This window comes from Pseudomonas sp. HMSC057H01 (genome assembly GCF_001836405.1).
GTDB classification, from domain to species: domain Bacteria; phylum Pseudomonadota; class Gammaproteobacteria; order Pseudomonadales; family Pseudomonadaceae; genus Pseudomonas; species Pseudomonas aeruginosa.
The window spans coordinates 29,511-48,293 of record NZ_KV828464.1; the positions used below are offsets into that span (position 1 = coordinate 29,511).

Here is an 18,783-nt window from a genome sequence, read left to right on the forward strand (position 1 = left end):
GCGGCGGCAGCCGATATACCCAGATGCGCCGCAAGACAGTGAGGAATTGCCGTCCCAGGCGTCCGCTGTTGTAGGTCTGCCCGTAGCGCCGGGCGATTTCGCGGACCTCGCGGGACAGCGCGGCGTAGCGACGCGCCGGCAGGTCCGGGTAGAGATGATGCTCGATCTGGTGGCTGAGGTTGCCGGTCAGGATGTGGAACAGCGGCCCGCCCTCCAGGTTGCTGGAGCCGCGCAACTGGCGCAGGTACCAGTGGCCACGGGTCTCCCCCTCCAGCACCGAGGGCGGGAAGACCACCGCCTTCTCGGTGAAGTGGCCGCAGAAGATCACCGTGAAGGTCCACAGGTTGCGCAGCACGTTGGCCAGCAGGTTGCCGACGAACACCGCGCCAAAGCCTCCGGCGAACAGGCCGAGAAGCGGGAACAGCAGGTAGTCCTTGGTCCACTGGCGACCCAGCTTGGCACGCAGGCGGCGTAGCAGCGGCATGAGTTCGGCCTTGTCCAGGCGCCCCTTGGCGTACTTGTCCAGGCGCAGATGCTGGATCGCCACCGCGTACTGGAACAGCAGCGCCTGCAGCGTCACCCACAGCGGTTGCCAGCGGTAGAACGGCTTCCAGCGCTGCTCCGGGAACAGGCGCACGACCCCGTAGCCGACGTCGTCGTCCTTGCCCAGCACGTTGGTGTAGGTGTGGTGGATATGGTTGTGGGTGTGCCGCCAGAAGTCGGACGGCCCGGCGATGTCCCACTCGTAGGCGCGGCCGGCGAATTCCGGATCGTTCATCCAGTCGTACTGGCCGTGCATGACGTTGTGGCCCAGTTCCATGTTCTCGAGGATCTTGCCCAGGCCGAGAAGCAGGCTGCCGAGCAGCCAGGTCGGCGGCAGCCAGCCGAACATCAGCAGCGCCCTGCCGCTCCAGCAGCAGACGCGCACCGCCGCGCGGACCCGGCGGATGTAGCGCGCGTCGTCCGCGCCGAGATCGGCCAGGGTACGCTGGCGCAGGGCGTCGAGTTCGGCGCCGAAGGCCGCCAGTTGTTCCGGGGTCAGTTCGCGGTCGTCGCGCATCGCAGGGCTCGCAGGTCGGTTCACAGGTCCAGCGCCAGGTCGCCGTGGGCGGCGCTGACGCAGAGGCGGATAGACTGGCCGGGCTCGCTGCACAGCGCGCCGCTGCGCAGGTCGCGCACGCAGCCGCTGAGCAGGACGCAGGTGCAACTGGCACAGATGCCCTGGCGGCAACCGTGGGCCGGGCGCAGGCCGTGGGCCTCGGCCTGTTCCAGCAGGCTGGCGGCGCTGTCGCCGGAGACTTCCCGCTGCGACCGGGCGAAGCGCAGGCGCACTTCGCGCGGCGCCTCCCCACTGCGCCAGCGCGGGACGCTGAAGGATTCCGTCTGCAAGCCGGCGAAGCGTGCCCCCAGTTGCTCGCCCACCGCCTCGACGAAAGCCGCCGGCCCGCAGGCCAAGGCTTGGCTGCGCGCCAGGTCGGCTGCCCAGCCGTCCAGGTGGCGCGGCTGGAAATGCCCCTCCAGGCAGCCATCGGCCCGCGCCCCGCGGGTCAGGCTCCAGCGCAACTCCAGGTTCGGGTGGCGCGCCGCCAGCGCCTCCAGCTCGCCGAACCAGGCGCGCTGGCCGGGATGACGGGCGTAGTGCAGCCACAGCACGGGACCGCGATAGCCGTTCTCCAGCGCCTCGCGGAGCAGGCCGAGCAAGGGCGTCAGGCCGCTGCCGGCGGCCAGCAGGCAGACCGCCTCGGCCTGCATCGGCCAGCGCAGATCGCCTTGCGCGGGCTGCAACTCGACACGCTGGCCGACCGCCAGGTGTTCGCACAACCAGGGCGAGAGCAGCCCGTCCGGGTGACGCTTGACGGCGATTTCCAGGCGCTCGCCGACCACCCGGGTCAGGCTGTAGCTGCGCCCGACCCGCACCCCGTCGCGCTCCGCCAGCAGTTGGATGTGCTGGCCCGGCCGCGCCGGCGGCCAGCCGGGGGCGGTACGCAGGGCCAGGGCGAGCATATCGTCGGCCACCCAGTAGCGTGCCTCGACCCGCGCATAGTGGCGGTTCAGCGACGCCAGCGGATGGGCGTGGCGCAGCAGGCCGTCGACATCGGCCTCGCGCAGCCAGCCACGGGCGGCGAGACGGCGCAGGGGTGCGAGCAAAGGGGTCAGGAGAGCGAGGGGAAGCAAGGCCATCGAGAATATTTCAGTGAACGATCGTTCACAAAACTTTGCCCGTTCCGCGCAATCGAGTCAACAAGCGTTCACTGATGTATCCTTCGACCGCTGCCGTCCCCGGTTCGACCGGGTCGCGGGGCTTTTGCTACAGTCGCCGGTCCGCCAAAGGAAGCCGTATGTCCTCACCCCGCGCCGAACAGAAACAGCAGACCCGCCACGCGCTGATGAGCGCCGCGCGCCACCTGATGGAAAGCGGGCGCGGCTTCGGCAGCCTCAGCCTGCGCGAAGTGACGCGCGCCGCCGGCATCGTCCCGGCCGGCTTCTATCGGCACTTCAGCGACATGGACCAGCTCGGCCTGGCGCTGGTCGCCGAGGTCGACGAGACCTTCCGCGCCACCCTGCGCGCGGTGCGCCGCAACGAGTTCGAACTGGGCGGGCTGATCGACGCCTCGGTGCGCATCTTCCTCGACGCGGTCGGCGCCAACCGCTCGCAGTTCCTCTTCCTCGCCCGCGAGCAATACGGCGGCTCGTTGCCGATCCGCCAGGCCATCGCCAGCCTGCGCCAGCGCATCACCGACGACCTGGCCGCCGACCTGGCGCTGCTGAACAAGATGCCGCATCTCGACGGCGCGGCCCTCGACGTGTTCGCCGACCTGGTGGTGAAGACCGTCTTCGCCACCCTTCCGGAGCTGATCGACCCACCCGCCGCCGACCTGCCGCCGCACCTGATGCCGGCCGCGAAGATCACCCACCAGCTGCGTTTCATCATGATCGGCGGCAAGCACTGGCACGGCCTGCCCGACTGACCCCACACCTCCCCAGCGGACCTCCGGCTCGGCGTTCGCCCGCGGACTAGACGCGCGCGCACCTTTCCGGTGCGGCAAAAAAGTCGTTGCGCACCAACCTGGCGCGCTGCAATATTTTGTTACATCCCTATGGCCCCGTTTTCCCGGTACAGGCGTCCCGCATCGACCTGGCAAGGCCCTTGCTGGTGCTTGTTGTGATTCCTTTCCTGTCGCATTGCGGAAACTGCCCATGCTGGTCATTCACCAACGCCTGCCCGCCCGCTCGCCCCGCTGGGACGAAGAACTCCACCTCACCTACGAGGCGCGCAGCAAAAGCCGCCTGCGCTGCTTCGCGGCGAGCGGCGAGGAGGTCGGCCTGTTCCTCGAGCGCGGCCAGCCGCCGCTGGCCGACGGCGACTGCCTGGAGGCCCGCGACGGTCGCCTGGTGCGGGTCGTCGCCCGCCCCGAGCGTCTGCTCCACGTCACCTGCGCCAGCCCGCTGGAACTGACCCGCGCCGCCTACCACCTGGGCAACCGTCACGTCGCCCTGCAGGTCGGCGACGGCTGGCTGCGCCTGCTCGACGACTACGTGCTGAAAGCCATGCTCGAACAGCTCGGCGCCACGGTGGAGGCCATCGAGGCGCCGTTCCAGCCGGAGCACGGCGCCTACGGCGGAGGCCACCACCACTCGCACCATGGCGAGGCGGAGTTCAACTACGCGCCGCGCCTGCACCAGTTCGGCGTGCGCCGGTGAACAGCATCTGGGCGCGCCTGCGCCTGGCCAGCTCGCAGTTGCCGATCGGCGGATACAGCTATTCCCAGGGCCTGGAGGCGGCCCTCGACAATGGCTGGGTGCGCGACGCCGAGAGCGCGCGGACCTGGCTGGTCGACCAGTTGCAACTGAACCTGGCGCGCTTCGAGGCGCCGCTGCTGGCCGGCCTGCTGCGCGCCGCGCTGATCGGCGACTGGGCCGCCTGCGATGCGGCCAGCGAACGCCATAGGGCCAGCCGCGAGACCCGCGAGCTGGCCCAGGAGAGCCGGCAGATGGGCTTTTCCCTGCACCAATTGCTGGAAGCCCTGCCCGAACTCGACGCTCCCGGCCGCGCCTGGCTGGCGCGCCAGGACCCGCCCAATCTCGCCGCCGCCTGGGCGATGGCCGCGCGCGCCTGGCGCCTGGACGCCGAGGAGGCGCTCAGTGCCTGGTTCTGGAGCTGGCTGGAAAACCAGTTGGCGGTGCTGATGAAAACCCTGCCGCTCGGCCAACTGGCCGCGCAGAAACTTGCTTCCAGCCTGCTGCCGGAACTCGACCGCGCCTGCGCCGAGGCGCTGCGGCGGCCCGCCGTCGAGGGCAGCGCCGCGTTCGGTCTGGCGCTGGCCAGCATGACCCACGAAACCCAGTACAGCCGTCTGTTCCGTTCCTAGGAGAAACCCCATGACATCCCAACCCCTGCGTGTCGGCATCGGCGGTCCGGTGGGCTCCGGCAAGACCGCCCTGACCCTGGCCCTGTGCCGCGAACTGCGCGAGCGCTACAACCTCGCGGTGGTCACCAACGACATCTATACCCAGGAAGACGCAGAGTTCCTGGTGCGCAACGAGGCCCTCGCCCCCGAGCGGATCATCGGCGTGGAAACCGGCGGCTGCCCGCACACGGCGATCCGCGAGGACGCCTCGATCAACCTGGAGGCGGTGGACCAGCTCAACCGGCGCTTCCCCGGCCTCGAACTGATCCTGGTGGAATCCGGCGGCGACAACCTGTCGGCCACCTTCAGCCCCGAGCTGTCCGACCTGACCCTCTACGTGATCGACGTTTCCGCCGGCGACAAGATCCCGCGCAAGGGCGGCCCCGGCATCTGCAAGTCGGACCTGCTGGTGATCAACAAGATCGACCTGGCGCCGCTGGTCGGCGCCTCCCTCGACGTGATGGACCGGGACGCCCGGCGCATGCGCGGCGACAAGCCGTTCGTGTTCAGCAACCAGAAGACCGGCCAGGGGCTGGACGAAATCATCGCCTTCATCGAGCGCCAGGGCCTGCTGACCGCCGCCTGACGCCACCTCGCAACGACAAGGAACCGCCAATGAAACTGCCCAAGCTGCTCGCCGCCCTCGCCCTGCTCGCCGCGCCGGCGCTGGCCTTCGCCCACCCCGGCCACGGCGAACACGGCCTGGTCGCCGGCCTCGCCCATCCGCTCACCGGCCTCGACCACCTGCTGGCGATGTTCGCCGTCGGCCTCTGGGCCGCCCAGCAACAGGGAGCCGCGCGCCTCGCCCTGCCCTGCACCTTCGTCGGCACCATGCTGGTCGGCGGGCTGCTCGGCTTCGAGGGCCTGCAACTGCCGTTCATGGAGACCGGCATCGCCGCCTCGGTGCTCGCCCTCGGCCTCTGCGTGGCCCTCGCCGTGCGCCCGCCGCTGGCGCTGGCGATGGCCGCCACCGCGCTGTTCGCCCTGGCCCACGGGGTCGCCCACGGCCTGGAGCTGCCGGACCTCTCCAGCCCCTGGCTGTACGCGCTCGGTTTCGTCGCCGCCACCGCCGCGCTGCACGCCGCCGGCTACGCGCTGGTGCGCTTCCTGCCGCAGGCGGCCGCGCCCCTGGTACGTCTCGCCGGGCTGGCCTCGGCGGGCGCCGGGGTCTGGTTGCTGGCCGGCTGAGCCGCCGCGCCTCCCTCAGCGCCTGATCAGCACCCGCCGACCTTGGTGCACGAGGCGCAGGCCATGGGTCTGCGCCAGCATCGCCAGGGCCAGCGGCAGGTCGTCGACGGGAAAGGTACCGGAGACCCGAAGCGGGTCCAGCGACGGCTCGCACTCGATGCTCTCGCCCCCGTAGCGCATCAGTTCTCCCGCCCACTGCCGCAGCGGCATGTCGTCGGCCACCAGCAGGCCCTGGCGCCAGGCCAGCGCGGCCTCGCTGGCGGACTCGACGGGGCCGATCCGCTGGCGATCGAAGCGCACCCGCTGGCCAGCCTCGATCACCCGGCCATCCGCCGCGCTCGCGGCGCCCTCCGGACGCACCTGGACCGCGCCTTCGTACACCGCCAGCACTGTCTCTGCGCCCTCGCGTCGGACGCTGAAGGCGGTACCCAGCGCGCGCATCAGGCCCTGTTCGGTGCGCACCAGGAACGGCCGCGGCGGCTCGCGCCGATCCGCCGCGGTGCGGAGGTAGATCTCTCCGCGATACAGGCGCAGCAGGCGCTGGCCGGCGTCGTAGCGCACGTCCAGCGCGCTGTCGGTGTTCATCTCGAGCTGGCTGCCGTCCTCCAGCACCAGATCGCGCCGCTCGCCGACGGCAGTGAGGTAGTCGGCGCCGAAGCCGTCGCGCCAGACCTGGGCGCGCCATCCCCACCAGACCAGCGGTGCGCCGCCGAGCAGCAGGGCCAGGCCACGCAGGACCGCGCGCCGGCCGCTGCCGGACGGACGCTCGAGCGCACGCCGGGCCAGCGCCGGCGGCAGCGAACCGATATTCGCCAGCAGACGCTCGGCGCGCCGCCAGGCGCGCTGGTGCTCGGGGCTGCGCGAGCGCCAGGACTCCAGCTCGGCCTGCTGCGCCGGAGCCAGCGGCCCCTCCTGCATCAGCAGCAGCCAGGAGGCGGTCTCCCTGAGCACCTGCGGGGCGATCGCCTCGGCGGCCGGCGGCCCGGAAAGCTCCGTATCGCCCGCCTGCGGCGCCCGGCTGGAAGCGCGGTCATTCATCGGGCATCAGGCTCAGGCAGGTCACGTAGGCCTGGTGGATGAACTTCTTCACCGTCGGCAGCGCGACGCCCAGCGCCTGGGCGATGTCCTTCTGCTTCATGCCGTCCAGCGTCGCCATCAGGAATGCCTGTTTCACCCGCGGTCGCAGGGTGTCGAGCAGCGCGTCGATCTCGTGCAGGGTCTCGACGATCACACTCTGTTGTTCCGGCGACGGCTGCAACGGCTCGGGCAACGTGGCCAGGGCCTCCAGCCAGGCGAGTTCCAGCGATTGGCGACGGCGCCAGCTGACCAGCACGCAGTTGGCGATGCGGGTGAGGTAGGCGCGCGGCTGACGGATCGCGTCACGCTGGCCGCCATCGCGGCTGGCGAGGATGCGCAGGAAAGTGTCGTGGGCCAGGTCGTCGGCCACGCCACGTCCCCAGGAGCGAAGGCGGTAGGCCAGCCAGTTGCGCAACCAGGCATGGTTTTCACGGTAGAGCGTGGCGACGCAGTCGCGGTCCGCTTGCAGGCAGGGGCTTGGCGCATTCATCGGAGGCGCATTCATCGGAATAGTCGGCTGGCTTCAATCGCAAATGAAAACTATTATCACTAATTTTCCGCTGACCACAATGCCGACGCCCTTCCTCGACCGGCCCCGCCGAACCCGAAATATCCCTTTTCCGATCTCGTGCGACAGAGGGAATGAGAGCCCGCAATGACGGGCGCCAACCCTGCGAGCGAAGAAGTCATGTCCCTACAACGCCCTATCCCCAGCCTGGCGCGTCCCTTGTCGCGCCTCTCCCCGCTCACCCTTGCCCTGCGCTGCGCCCTGCTCGGCCTGTCGGCGGTCGGCGCCGGCCTGCTCGGCGGCGGCCTGGCCCACGCGCAGAGCGTCGGCCAGCACAGCGCGGCTACCCGCCTGGACGACGCCACGCCGCGCAGCTACGACATCCCGGCGGGTTCGCTGGGCGCCTCCCTGGGCGCCTTCGCCAGCCAGTCGGGCCTGCTGCTGTCCTTCGACCCCGCGCTGACCCGCGGCCGCACCGCGCCGGCGCTCAAGGGCCGCTACAGCGTACTGGAAGGCTTGCAGCGAGTGCTGTCGAACACCGGCCTGCAGGTCGCGGCGGGAACCTCCGGCGCCTACCTGCTGGTCGAGCCGCGCATGTCCGGAGAAGCCCCGGCCGACCTGTCGCCGGTGGTGGTCTCGGCCGCCGAGCTGGCCGATCCGCAGAAGGAAACCTATACCGCGCCGCGCTCGTCGGTGTACCTCTCCAGCGAAGACATCGACCGCTTCGGCCGGGTTTCCGTGGGTGACCTGCTCCAGGGCATCCCGGGCGTACAGGTCGGCGACAGCCGCAACGGTGGCGCGCTGGACGTCAACATCCGCGGCATCCAGGGGCAGAGCCGGGTGGCGGTGCGGGTCGACGGCGCGGAGCAGGCGCTGGACGTCTACCGCGGCTACGCCGGCACCCAGCAGCGCAGCTACATCGATCCCGACCTGGTCAGCAGCGTGACCGTCGACAAGGGTCCCTCGACCCGCTCGGGCGCGATCGGCGGCAGCGTGGAAATGCGCACCATCGGCGTCAAGGACATCCTGGTCGACGGCAAGGACCTCGGCGTGCGCTTCACCGGCAACGTCTGGAACAACGGCGTCGCCCCGCAGCACCGCAGCGCCAGTTCGAAGACCGAGAATCTCAGCAGCGTGCCGCACGATGACCGCGGCAGCCTGTTCGGCTCCCAGGCCAAGTCCGGCAGCGCCGCCTTCGCCTACCGCAACGAGCATCTGGACCTGGTCGCCGCCTATGCGCAGCGCAATCAGGGCAACTACTTTTCCGGCAAGAAAGGCCAGGACCGCTATCGCGTCTACAACCGCTACGGTCGCGAGGAAAGCAGCGTAGCCAAGGTCTACAACGCAGGAGAGGAAGTGCTCAACTCGTCGTCGGAGACCGAGTCCTACCTGCTCAAGGCGACCTGGCGCATCGCCGACGAGCACACCCTGGACCTCGGCTATCGTCGCTACGACGGGCGCACCGGGGAGATCATGCCGTCGGACATCTTCCGTTTCGGCACCGCCGGCATCTACCAGTACCCATTGAGCGAAGTGAAGATCGACACCTACACCGCACGCTACCGTTACCTGCCCGAGAACAATCCGCTGGTGGACCTCAGTACCGGCCTGTGGATGACCGAGGCGAAGAGCGACATGCTGACCTCGGTGCTGGCACCGCGCTCCCAGGCCTATCGCTCCGACCGCAACTGGACGCGCCAGGACAACCGGCGCATCGGCGGCGACCTGAACAACGTGGCGCGCTTCGAAACCGACTTCGGCGATTTCAAGCTCGACCTCGGCGGCTCGTTCCAGGTCGAAGACATCCAGCCGCAGAAAAGCGTGGTCACCACCCTCCACGACATCAACGCCAACCGCACCCTGAGGGACGCCACCCGCCAGGAATACGGCCTCAACGGCAAGCTCGAGTTCAAGCCGGTCGAGCGCCTGACGCTATGGGGCGGCGGCCGCTACAGCCACTTCAACAGCAAGGACAACGGCATCTCCGCCTCGCCGCGGCGCGAGGATCGCGACATGCGCTTCATCACGGTGAGCAGGCCCGGCTACTACGGCTCGATGATGTGGTTCCCCGACCAGAACGGCCAGTACACCGACGCCACCGATCCGCGCCTCAACAACGGCATCGTCACCAACAACACCAATAATCCGTTCGAAGGCATTCCCTTCGACGAGTTCGGCCCGGCCAACGTGACGGTCCATCCCTCGCGGGTCACCAACGTGGTCACCGGCTACAACTACAGCAAGAAGGGCAGCAGCCGCGGCGGCGGTTTCTCGCCGGCATTCGGGATCAATTTCGAGCTGGCCCCGGATACCTTCGTCTACGCCTCCTACATCGAAGGCCTGCGCCTGCCATCGCTGTTCGAGACCAGCCAGGGCACCCTCCAGGTCGAGCCGGGCAAGGAACTCAAGCCCGAGCGTTCGCGCAGCTGGGAGATCGGTGCCAGCGCGCTGCGCGACAGCCTGTTGGCCGACGGCGACTCGGCGGCGATCAAGCTGGCCTACTTCAACAACACCATCAAGAACTACATCACCCGCTATTACGATCCGGGCCAGATGGGCCTGATGACCTTCAGCAACACCGACAGCTACCGCACCAGCGGTCTCGAACTGCAATCGCACTACGACGCAGGGCGGGTGTTCGCCGACCTGTCGGCGACCTACTACCTGAAGACCGAGACCTGCGACGCCGCCTTCGCCGCCAGGCTGCGCGCCGGCGCCAACCGCTACCAGCGCACCGAGAACACGCCGAACTGCACGCCGGGCAGCTTCATGGGCTCCTATACCAACACGCAGAACCCGCCGCGGCTGGCGACCAACCTGACCGCCGGCCTGCGCTTCTTCGACCAGGCCCTGACCCTGGGCGGGCGCATGACCTATACCTCCGGCCCCACCGCCACGGCGGACAAGCCCTGGCAGGTCGGCGCCACCACACCGCAGATCGAGTACCGCTCGGTGCAGCTGTTCGACCTGTTCCTCAAGTACAAGCTGTTCGAGCACACCGAACTGAATGCCTCGCTGCAGAACCTCACCGACCGCTATTACCTCGACCCGCTGGCACAGAGTTTCATGCCCGCGCCCGGGCGTACCCTGCGGGTGGGGATGCAGGCGAAGTTCTGAGCCGCCCTCTCCCCCTCCAGGCGTTGTCGGCGGAGCGCCGCTCCGGTAGGGCGGATAACCGCCCAGCGGTTATCCGCCGAAGCACCGGGCCTCCCGCTCCCGGTCCCTCCGGAACTGTCCGGAGGAGCGGCGAGACAGCGTCCGTCACCACGACAACGGGTAACTCACCACCAGCCGCGTCTGGTCGAAGTCGCTGTTGAAGCTGCGTCGGTTGCTGGCGTGGTTGAGGCGCACGTTGAGCCGCGCCAGCGGACCGCTCTGCACGGTGTAGCCGAGCTCGACATCGCGCTCCCATTCCTTACCGCCGCTACCGGCCTTGGTGGTGGCGTTCGAGCCATGGCCGTAGCGGACCATACCGATCAGGCCGGGCCAGCCGAGGCCGACGAAATCGTAGTCGTAGCGAACCTGCCAGGAGCGTTCGTCGGCGTTGGTGAAGTTGCCGTTGAACATGTCGTTGCCCATGCTCCGCCCACTGCTGCCGTAGACCGACTGCCAGCCGCTGTCGCCGCCGACCTTCTGCAGGCCAAGGTAGAAGGTGTGCAGGCCGATGCCGGCAGAAAATAGGCCGTAGACGGTATGGCTGTCGATCTCGCCGGCGCGCGCGGCGCCGTCGTCGCGGTCGACGAACAGGCCGAGGTTGGCGCCCAGGGTCCAGTCGCCGACACGCTGCTTGTGCAGCAGGTTGGCGTAGTTCTGCCGGTAGATGTCCTCCAGTTGCCCGTGCCACAGGCCCAGTTGGGTGCGCTCGCGGTTGAAGCGGTATTCGGCGCCGGCGTAGTTGAAACCGTCCGACTCCTGCGTCGGCGCGCTCCAGGCCGACAGGTCCTGCATGTCCGCCGAATTGCGCAGGCTCACCGCGTCGAAGCGTCCGGCCTGCAGGGCCAGGCCCGGCAGCTCGCGGGAAACCACGGCGAAGCCGCGGAACGTCTGCGGCAGCAGGCGTCCGTCGTCGTAGCGCAACAGCGGAATGTCCGGGAGCATCTCGCCGATCTTCAATTCGCTGGCCGAAACGCGCAGCTTGGCGGCCACGCCGACACGCCCATAGTCGTCCGCCGCGCGACCATCATCGTGCAACGGAAGAAGCTCGGAATTGCTGGTGCCACGTCCGCTGTTCAGCTTCACGCCGAACAGGCCGATGGCGTCGAGGCCGACGCCGACCGTGCCCGGGGTATAGCCGGAACTGAACTTGAGGATGAAGCCCTGCGCCCACTCGTCCACCAGGCTCTTGCCGGCATCGTGGTCGCGGAAATCGCGGTTGAAGTAATAGTTGCGCAGGACCAGGTCAGTCTTCGCATCCTGCAGGAAGCCGCCCTCGGCAGCTTGCGCGGCAAGACAGGCGAGCATCGGCAGGACCGCCCCTGCATTGCGCGGGATTGCGGTTTTACGACGGATTTTCATTGTTATTGTGCTCCGTTTTTCAGGGACGACCGGGCCCCGGCAGCCTCTGCGGGCCACCTGGCGACGACGGTCGGGTCAGCGGCGGGGCGCGGGCCCCGCCGCCAGGGTCAGAACGGGTACTGGCGCGGCGCGTGCTGCACGCTGATCCAGTGGTCGGTGGTGAATTCCTCGATGGCCCAGTCGCCGTTGAAGCGGCCAAGTCCGGAGTTCTTCTCGCCGCCGAACGGCGCGTTGGCCTCGTCGTTCACCGGAATGTCGTTGACGTGGGTCATCCCCGCGCGAAGCTGGCGGGCAAAGCGCACCGCGCGTTCCAGGTCGCGGCTGAACACCGCGCTGGACAGCCCGTATTCGCTGGCGTTGGCCAACTCCAGCGCATGCGCCTCGTCGCGCGCGCGGAGCAGGCCGACCAGCGGGCCGAAGATTTCATCGCGGGCGATCTCCATCGTCGCGCTGACCTCGCCGAATACGTGCGGAGCCAGCAACTGCCCATCAACGCCGCCCTCGTACAGCGGCTTGGCGCCTTCCTGGCGGGCCAGGCGGATCTTTTCCAGCAGGCCTTCGAGCTGGCGCGCGTTGACGATCGGCCCGACCGCGGTATCGGCGCGCTGCGGATCGCCGACGCGGAGACCCTTGACCCGCTCGACGAAGCGCGCGGCGAAGGCGTCGTAGAGGCTGTCCTCGACGATGATACGGTTGATCGCCATGCAGATCTGCCCCTGGTGGAGGAACTTGCCGAACACCGCGGCATTCACCGCCTGCTCCAGGTCGGCGTCGCCGAGCACCACGAACGGACTGTTGCCGCCCAGCTCCAGCGCCACGTGCTTGAGGTGCGCGCCGCCGCTGGCGATGCGGCCGATGTTGCGGCCCACCGGGGTCGACCCGGTGAAGGTCACCAGGCCCGGCACCGGGTGCTCGACGAAGGCGTCGCCGATCTCACTGCCGGGGCCGACCACCACGCTGAACAGCCCGGCCGGCAGCCCGGCCTCTTCGAAGATCCGCGCCAGCAGCAGTCCGCCGCAGACCGGCGTGTCGCTGGCCGGCTTGACCACCACCGCGTTGCCCAGCGCCAGGGCCGGGGCGATGGAACGCTGGGTCAGGTGCAGCGGGAAGTTCCACGGGCTGATCACCCCGACCACGCCGATGGCGCTGCGGTAGACCCGGCTTTCCTTGCCCGGCACGTCGGACTCGACGATGCGCCCGTGCACCCGTGCCGGGAACGACGCCGACTCCAGGGTGATCGCGCGCGCCGCGCCCCATTCGATCTCGGCCTTCAGGCGGGTGCTGCCGGACTCGCGGATGAGCCAGTCGACGATCTCCTCGTGGCGGCGGTCGAACACCTCCACCGCCTTGTACAGCACCGCCGCGCGTGCCGAGGGGCCAAGCGCGGCCCATGCCGGCTGGACCTCGGCGGCCTTGGCGTAGGCGGCATCGAGGTCGTCGCGGTCGGCCTGCTCGATCTCCAGCAGCAGGCTGCCGTCGAACGGATTGCTCACCTTCAGCCGGCGGCCGGCCCGGCCGTGGCGCCACTCGCCGGCCAGGGGCTGGAGACCGAGGTCGGTATAACGGGAATCGCTCATCGCTCTTCTCCTCTTTCGAAAATCACAGGGGTTTCTTCGCCGTCGCGTCGACGGACGCTTCCGCCGGCACGCGCGGCCGCAGGTGGATGCAGGCGATCGCCAGCGCGCCGATCACGCCAGGCGCGGCGAAGGCCAGGAAGTTCTGCTGGAACGGCAGCTCCAGGGCCAGCAGGCTGCCGCCGAGCATCGGCCCGGCGATGGCGCCGAGGCGGCCGACACCGGCGGCCCAGCCGACCCCGGTGGAGCGCACCCAGGCCGGATAGAACTGCGCGGCGTAGGCATGGATCACCGCCAGGGTGCCGATGGTGGTGGCGCCGGCCACCACCAGCAGGCCGTTGAGCAGCCAGGGGCCTGGCCCCAGGCCGAGGGCCGCCAGGGAGGCCGCGGCCAGGGCGAAGAACAGCACCAGGGTGCGGCCGGCGCCGAGGCGGTCGGCCAGCCAGCCGCCGAACAACGCGCCGAGGGTCGCCCCGACATTCAGAGTGACGAGGAACGCCAGGCTCGAACCGAGGGCGTAGCCGCCGCCGGCCATCAGCTTCGGCAACCAGGTGTTGAGCCCGTAGCGCATCAGCATGCACATGGCGAAGGCCACCCACAGCAGCAGGGTGCCCACTGCCTGGCGCCCCTCGAACAACTGGGCGACCCGTCCGCTCGGCGCTTCGGCCGCGACAGCGTTCGCCCGCTCGGCGCCGGGCCGGTAGTCGGGATCGACCTTGCGCAGCAGCGCGTCCAGTTCGGCGCGGCGGCCCTTGAGTTCGAGGAACGCCGCCGACTCCGGCAACCAGCGCAACATCAGCGGCACCGCCAGTACCGGCAGCACCGCCACGTAGAACACCGATTGCCAGCCCCAGGCGGGGATCATGGCGATCGCCAGTAGCGCCGAGAGCACCGCGCCCACCGAGTAGAAGGCCGACATCACCGTGACCAGGGTGCTGCGCCGCCCGGCCGGGGCGAATTCGCTGATCAGGTTGATCGCGCTGGGCACCAGCGCGCCCAGTGCCAGGCCGGTGAAGAAGCGTCCGGCGCCCAGTTCCAGCGGGTCGCGGGCGTGCCCGGTGAGGAAGGCGGCGAGGCTCGCCAGCAGGGTGGTGGCGATCACCAGGCGGCGCCGGCCGAAACGGTCCGCCAGCGGCGCCAGCAGGGTGCCGCCGAAGAGCATGCCGAACAGCGCGCAACTGCCGAGGGTGCCGGCCTGCACCGGGCTCAGCTGCCACTCCTGCATCAGGCGTGGCACCACCGAGCCGTAGATGACCATGTCGTAGCCGTCGAACAGCATGATGAAACACCCCCAGCCGAGGATCAGCCAGTGAGTACGGTTAAAGCGGGCAGCGTCGATCACCGCCGCAGCGGATTGCCTGTTCATACCAACCTCTCTCTTGTTCTTGTTATGGGCGCACGCGGGCGTCGGTCGGCACCGCCCACTCTGGCATGGGGCGGCGCCGTGGAACATCAGGGTTCGATGGTTTGCGTCGGCACCTCGATCAAAACCGGGCGATCAGCGGCCAGGGCATGCTTCAAGGCGCTTTCCAGCTCTTCGCGGGTGGCCGCGTGGAGCGCCTCGACGCCATAGCCGCGGGCGATCGCGCAGAAGTCCAGGCCGGGCACGTCGAGCCCCGGCGCATCGGGCACCTCGAGCACCCCGGCGAACCAGCGCAGGGCGCCGTAGGTACCGTTCTTGAGGATGATGAACACCGCCGGCACACGGTATTGCGCGGCGCTCCAGAGTGCGGTGATGCCATAGTTGGCCGAGCCGTCGCCGATGATCCCGATCACCTGCCGCCGCGGCTGCGCCAGTTGCGCGCCGACCGCCGCCGGCAGGCCGAAGCCGAGTCCGCCGGCGGCCGGGAAGAAGTAGCTGCCCGGCTCGCGCATCTCCACGCGCTGCCAGAAGGCGGTCACGGTGGAAGTCGACTCCTTGACGAAGATGGCGTCGCGCGGCGCCAGCGCATCGATCACGTCGAACACGGTTTCCGGCCGCAGCGGTCCGCCCTCCTCGGCCAGCGCCGGCGGTCGCGGCAGCGCCTCGGGCAACGGCCGCGCACTGGGGCGGACCTGTTCGAGCAGTGCCTCGAGGGTCAGCGCGATGTCGCCGACCAACGCGTCGCCCATCGGCGCCCGTGCCGCTTCGCCGGGATCGCAGGTGACCTGCACCAGCTCGGCGCCGGCCGGCAGGTAATCGCCGGGGGCGAACTGGTGATAGCGGAACACCGGCGCGCCGACCACCAGGATCAGGTCGTGGCCGTCCAGCAGCCGGCTGATCCCGGCGATGGCCGCCGGCAGCACGCCGCGGAAGCAGGCATGGCGGGTGGGGAACGGACAACGCGAGGCCGACGGCGCGACCCAGGCCGGCATCCGCAGCTTCTCCGCCAGTTGCACGGCCAGGCCGTTGGCATTCGCCCCGTCGACGTCCGGACCGAGCACCAGCACCGGGTTGCGCGAGCGCGACAGGCGCTCGCCGAGTTCGGCCAGCAATGCCGGCGCCGGCAGCGCGGCGCCGCTGACCTGGCGCGCGGCCAGGTGTTCGACGCCGGCCGGCGCCGGTTGCGCCCAGTCGTCGTAGGGAATCGACAGGTACACCGGCGCCCGCGGCGGCAGGCTGGCGGTCTGGATCGCCTGGCTCAACGCGCGCGGCACATCCTGGGCGCAGGCCGGCTCGTGGCTCCATTTCACCAGCGGCTTGGGCAGTTGTCCGGCATCGACATTGGCGAGCATCGCCTCGACCCCGATCATCGAGCGCACCTGCTGCCCGGCGGTGATGACCAGGGGGCTATGGGAGTACCAGGCGTTGGTCAGCGCGCCCATGCCGTTGCCGGTGCCCGCCGCCGCATGCAGGTTGACGAAGGCCGGGCGGCCGCTGGCCAGGGCGAAGCCATCGGCCATGCCGACCACCGCGCCCTCGTGCAGGCCGAGGATGTAGCGGAAATCCTCGGGGAAGTCCTTGAGGAACGGCAGCTCGTTGGAGCCGGGGTTGCCGAAGACGGTGGTCAGGCCGTGGCGACGGAGGATCTCGTAAGACGCGGAATGGACGGTTTTCATGCAGGCCTTCAAGCTCGTTTCCTGGATTTGCGCTACTGTTGCAGCCGCTCGATAATCAATCAAATCGATACTCTTTCTATAAAAAATAGAACTGGTCTATATGAGTCCGATCGATCTCAACCTGATCCGCACCTTCGTCACCCTCTACGAAGCGGGCAGCGTGACCCTCGCCGCGGAGCGCCTGTTCGTCACCCAGCCATCGGTGAGCTACGCCCTGGCGCGCCTGCGCGAACTGTTCGACGACGCGTTGTTCACCCGCACCCGCGACGGCATCCAGCCGACCTTCGTCGCCGAGCAGCTCTACGGCACCTTCCGCGAGTCGCTGACGCGCATCGAGGGCGCGGTACAGAGCGTTCGCCACTTCGATCCGGCGACCACCGAGCGACGTTTCCGCATCGCCCTCACCGATCTCGGCGAGGTGGGTTTCCTCTCGCTGATCCTCGAACGCCTGACCCGCGACGCGCCGTTCGCCGAAGTGGAAGTGCTGCCGCTGCAGGTGGACGAGGTCGGCGCCTGGCTGAGCAGCGCCAAGGTCGACGCGGCGATCTGCCGCCAGCCGGTGCCCGGCGCGCGCAGCCAGCGGGTCCTGCACGAGCGCTACGTGTGCCTGCTCAGCGACCGCCACCCACGGATCGGCGACAGCCTGAGCCTGGAGCAGTACCTGGCCGAGCGGCACATCGTGGTGACCCGCACCTCCGGCCACGGCATCGCCGAGGACGTGCTCGAGGCCATGCAGGTGCGGCGCCGCATCAGCCTGCGGGTGCCGCACTTCTCGGTGCTGCCGAAGATCATTCCCGGTACCGAGCTGCTGACCATCCTGCCGGCGCAGATCGCCTATCGCTTCGTCGCCGAAGGCGGCATGCGCATGCTCGAACTGCCCTTCACCCTGCCGCCGTTCGACGTCTCCCTGCACTGGCACGAGAGCAGCGAACGCTCGGCGGCGCTGAACTGGTTCCGCACCACCATCGCCGAGGCGATCATCGCCGCCCAACGCTGAAACGCCGGCGGCCCTCACGCAGCGTCTCCCAGCGTCGGCGAGCGCTCGCGACGCCGCGCACCGAGCAGCGGCAACACGGCGGCCGCGGCGACGAACACCGCCGCGAACGCCCCATAGAGGGACAGCGGCTGCCAGCCGTCGTCGAGCAGGAGCCCGGCCACCAGCGGCGAGAGGATCGCCCCACCGCGACCGACGCCGATCCCCCAGCCGACCCCGGTGGCGCGCACCGAGGCGTCGTAGAGGCTCGGCGCCAGGGCATACAGGCCGGCCACGCAGGCGTTGGCGCAAAGCCCGATCAGCAGTCCCAGCGGCAAGGCCGCGCCGGGCAGCCCGGCGCTCAGCGAGAACAGCGCGAGCAGAGCGGCGGTAAGCAGCATGAACAGCGCCAGCACCCGTTCCAGGCGAAAGCGCGCGGCAAGCCCGCCGAGCAAGGCGGCACCGAAGATCCCGCCGATGCTCAGCAGGGTGCCGCCGGTGATGCCCTGGGCGGTGGACAGGCCGGCGGCGACCAGCAGCTTCGGCGTCCAGCTCATGATGAAGTAGAAGCCGAACATCACCAGGAAGAACAGCGCCCAGAGCAGCAGCGTGGTGCGTCGCTGGGCGACGCAGAGCAACCGGGCGAGGCGGCTACCGTGCTCCGCTCCGCCGCCAGGCGGGCTCGGCAGTTCGGCGAGCGCCGCGCGGCCCAGGCGCCGGGCCAGCGCGTTGACCCGTTGCAACGCCCGCGGCGGCCGGCGCGCCAGGAGGAAGTCCAGCGACTCCGGCAGGCACAGGCAGACCAGCGGGATCACCGCCAGGGTCAGGCCAGCGCCGAAGACGAACACCGAGCGCCAGCCCCAGGCGCCGATCAGCCATACCGCGAGCAGTCCGCCAAGGGTCGCGCCGAGCGCGTAGCCGGTGGATTGCAGGCTTACCGCCAGGCCGCGCCAACGGCGCGAGGCGTACTCGCTGGCGATCACGTTGCTGCTGGCGAGGATGCCGCCGATACCCAGCCCGGTCAGCCCGCGCAGCAACGCCAGTTGCCAGGCCGCCTGGCTCAGCGCCGAGGCGAGCATGCCCAGGCCCGACAGCGCCAGGCAGGCGAGGATCAGCGGGCGGCGCCCCCAGCGGTCGGCCCAGGGCGCGATGAACAGCGAGCCGGCGGCCATGCCGAAAAGGCCGGCGCTGAGCAGCAGGCCGATCTCGGCGCCGCCCAGGTTCCATTCGGCGGCCACCGAAGATGCGGTGAAGGCCATCACCAGCACGTCGAAGCCATCGATCAGGTTGAGCACGATGCACACAGCCACCGCCAGCCACTGGAACGGCCGCATCGGTTCGTCGTCGAGAGCGCGGCGCAAGTCCCGGTTCATGGGCGGCCCTCCCCGAGCGGACAGGAAAGAAGCGACGGCAGGCGGGAGCGAGGCGCGGGAATGCAGGAATCCATCATCGGGAAGACCCTTTTTCTTGTTGTTGTAGGCACGGCAAGCGCAGGCACCC

At 69.5% G+C, this 18,783-nt stretch carries 16 protein-coding genes; 7 read left to right on the forward strand and 9 right to left on the reverse strand.

Going from position 1 to position 18,783, the window contains the following annotated elements:
• The coding region (desB, locus tag HMPREF2581_RS14370) for a fatty acid desaturase DesB (protein ID WP_073659000.1) at nucleotides 1-1,084 on the reverse strand (1,084 nt) is incomplete at its 3' end.
• Nucleotides 1,081-2,181, reverse strand: a complete 1,101-nt coding sequence (locus HMPREF2581_RS14375) for a ferredoxin reductase (protein WP_003141676.1) — start codon at nucleotides 2,179-2,181, stop codon at nucleotides 1,081-1,083. The genes desB and HMPREF2581_RS14375, both read right to left, overlap by 4 nt.
• Before the next feature lie 158 nt (nucleotides 2,182-2,339).
• Between HMPREF2581_RS14375 and desT the strand changes: the two genes are divergently transcribed.
• The 5 genes from desT (at nucleotide 2,340) to HMPREF2581_RS14400 (ending at nucleotide 5,597) form a co-directional block, all read left to right on the forward strand.
• Nucleotides 2,340-2,969: a TetR family transcriptional regulator DesT gene (gene desT / locus HMPREF2581_RS14380; protein WP_003095524.1), complete on the forward strand. Its 630-nt coding sequence runs from the start codon at nucleotides 2,340-2,342 to the stop codon at nucleotides 2,967-2,969.
• A 229-nt stretch (nucleotides 2,970-3,198) separates the two neighbouring features.
• Nucleotides 3,199-3,702, forward strand: a complete 504-nt coding sequence (ureE, locus tag HMPREF2581_RS14385) for an urease accessory protein UreE (RefSeq protein ID WP_003135457.1) — start codon at nucleotides 3,199-3,201, stop codon at nucleotides 3,700-3,702.
• Complete coding sequence (locus HMPREF2581_RS14390) at nucleotides 3,699-4,370, forward strand: urease accessory protein UreF (protein WP_003095528.1); 672 nt, start codon at nucleotides 3,699-3,701, stop codon at nucleotides 4,368-4,370. Before ureE ends, HMPREF2581_RS14390 begins: the two co-directional genes overlap by 4 nt.
• 10 nt (nucleotides 4,371-4,380) lie before the next feature.
• Nucleotides 4,381-4,995, forward strand: coding sequence for an urease accessory protein UreG (ureG, locus tag HMPREF2581_RS14395; protein ID WP_003095530.1), 615 nt, complete (start codon nucleotides 4,381-4,383; stop codon nucleotides 4,993-4,995).
• A 29-nt stretch (nucleotides 4,996-5,024) separates the two neighbouring features.
• Entirely contained in the window at nucleotides 5,025-5,597 is a 573-nt protein-coding gene (locus tag HMPREF2581_RS14400) for a HupE/UreJ family protein (protein WP_003135459.1), read from the forward strand.
• Nucleotides 5,598-5,612: 15 nt separating this feature from the next.
• On the opposite strand, the gene HMPREF2581_RS14405 is transcribed toward HMPREF2581_RS14400, so the two are convergent.
• Complete coding sequence (locus HMPREF2581_RS14405; RefSeq protein WP_003141679.1) at nucleotides 5,613-6,635, reverse strand: FecR domain-containing protein; 1,023 nt, start codon at nucleotides 6,633-6,635, stop codon at nucleotides 5,613-5,615.
• The gene (locus tag HMPREF2581_RS14410) at nucleotides 6,628-7,164 is read right to left on the reverse strand and encodes a sigma-70 family RNA polymerase sigma factor (protein WP_003095533.1); all 537 of its coding nucleotides are present in this window, start codon (nucleotides 7,162-7,164) and stop codon (nucleotides 6,628-6,630) included. Before HMPREF2581_RS14410 ends, HMPREF2581_RS14405 begins: the two co-directional genes overlap by 8 nt.
• A gap of 198 nt (nucleotides 7,165-7,362) precedes the next feature.
• On the opposite strand from HMPREF2581_RS14410, the gene HMPREF2581_RS14415 reads away from it, so the two are divergent.
• Nucleotides 7,363-10,299: a TonB-dependent receptor gene (locus tag HMPREF2581_RS14415; RefSeq protein ID WP_277424830.1), complete on the forward strand. Its 2,937-nt coding sequence runs from the start codon at nucleotides 7,363-7,365 to the stop codon at nucleotides 10,297-10,299.
• Between the two features lie 144 nt (nucleotides 10,300-10,443).
• Here HMPREF2581_RS14415 and HMPREF2581_RS14420 read toward each other — a convergent pair whose 3' ends face one another.
• The 4 genes from HMPREF2581_RS14420 to mdlC all read right to left on the reverse strand — a co-directional run bounded on the left by HMPREF2581_RS14420 (nucleotide 10,444) and on the right by mdlC (nucleotide 16,310).
• Nucleotides 10,444-11,697 (reverse strand): OprD family porin, encoded by a 1,254-nt coding sequence (locus HMPREF2581_RS14420; RefSeq protein WP_003141684.1) that lies wholly within the window; start codon nucleotides 11,695-11,697, stop codon nucleotides 10,444-10,446.
• 107 nt (nucleotides 11,698-11,804) lie between these two features.
• The gene (locus tag HMPREF2581_RS14425; RefSeq protein WP_003141686.1) at nucleotides 11,805-13,274 is read right to left on the reverse strand and encodes an aldehyde dehydrogenase family protein; all 1,470 of its coding nucleotides are present in this window, start codon (nucleotides 13,272-13,274) and stop codon (nucleotides 11,805-11,807) included.
• 22 nt (nucleotides 13,275-13,296) lie between these two features.
• On the reverse strand, nucleotides 13,297-14,637 hold the full coding sequence (locus tag HMPREF2581_RS14430; RefSeq protein ID WP_070867349.1) for an MFS transporter: 1,341 nt from the start codon (nucleotides 14,635-14,637) through the stop codon (nucleotides 13,297-13,299).
• A gap of 86 nt (nucleotides 14,638-14,723) precedes the next feature.
• Nucleotides 14,724-16,310: a benzoylformate decarboxylase gene (gene mdlC / locus HMPREF2581_RS14435; RefSeq protein ID WP_003109446.1), complete on the reverse strand. Its 1,587-nt coding sequence runs from the start codon at nucleotides 16,308-16,310 to the stop codon at nucleotides 14,724-14,726.
• 100 nt (nucleotides 16,311-16,410) lie between these two features.
• Here mdlC and HMPREF2581_RS14440 point away from each other — a divergent pair, with 100 nt between their 5' ends.
• The gene (locus tag HMPREF2581_RS14440; protein WP_011666777.1) at nucleotides 16,411-17,307 is read left to right on the forward strand and encodes a LysR family transcriptional regulator; all 897 of its coding nucleotides are present in this window, start codon (nucleotides 16,411-16,413) and stop codon (nucleotides 17,305-17,307) included.
• A 14-nt stretch (nucleotides 17,308-17,321) separates the two neighbouring features.
• Here HMPREF2581_RS14440 and HMPREF2581_RS14445 read toward each other — a convergent pair whose 3' ends face one another.
• On the reverse strand, nucleotides 17,322-18,656 hold the full coding sequence (locus tag HMPREF2581_RS14445; RefSeq protein WP_003095547.1) for an MFS transporter: 1,335 nt from the start codon (nucleotides 18,654-18,656) through the stop codon (nucleotides 17,322-17,324).
• Nucleotides 18,657-18,783: the final 127 nt, after the last annotated feature.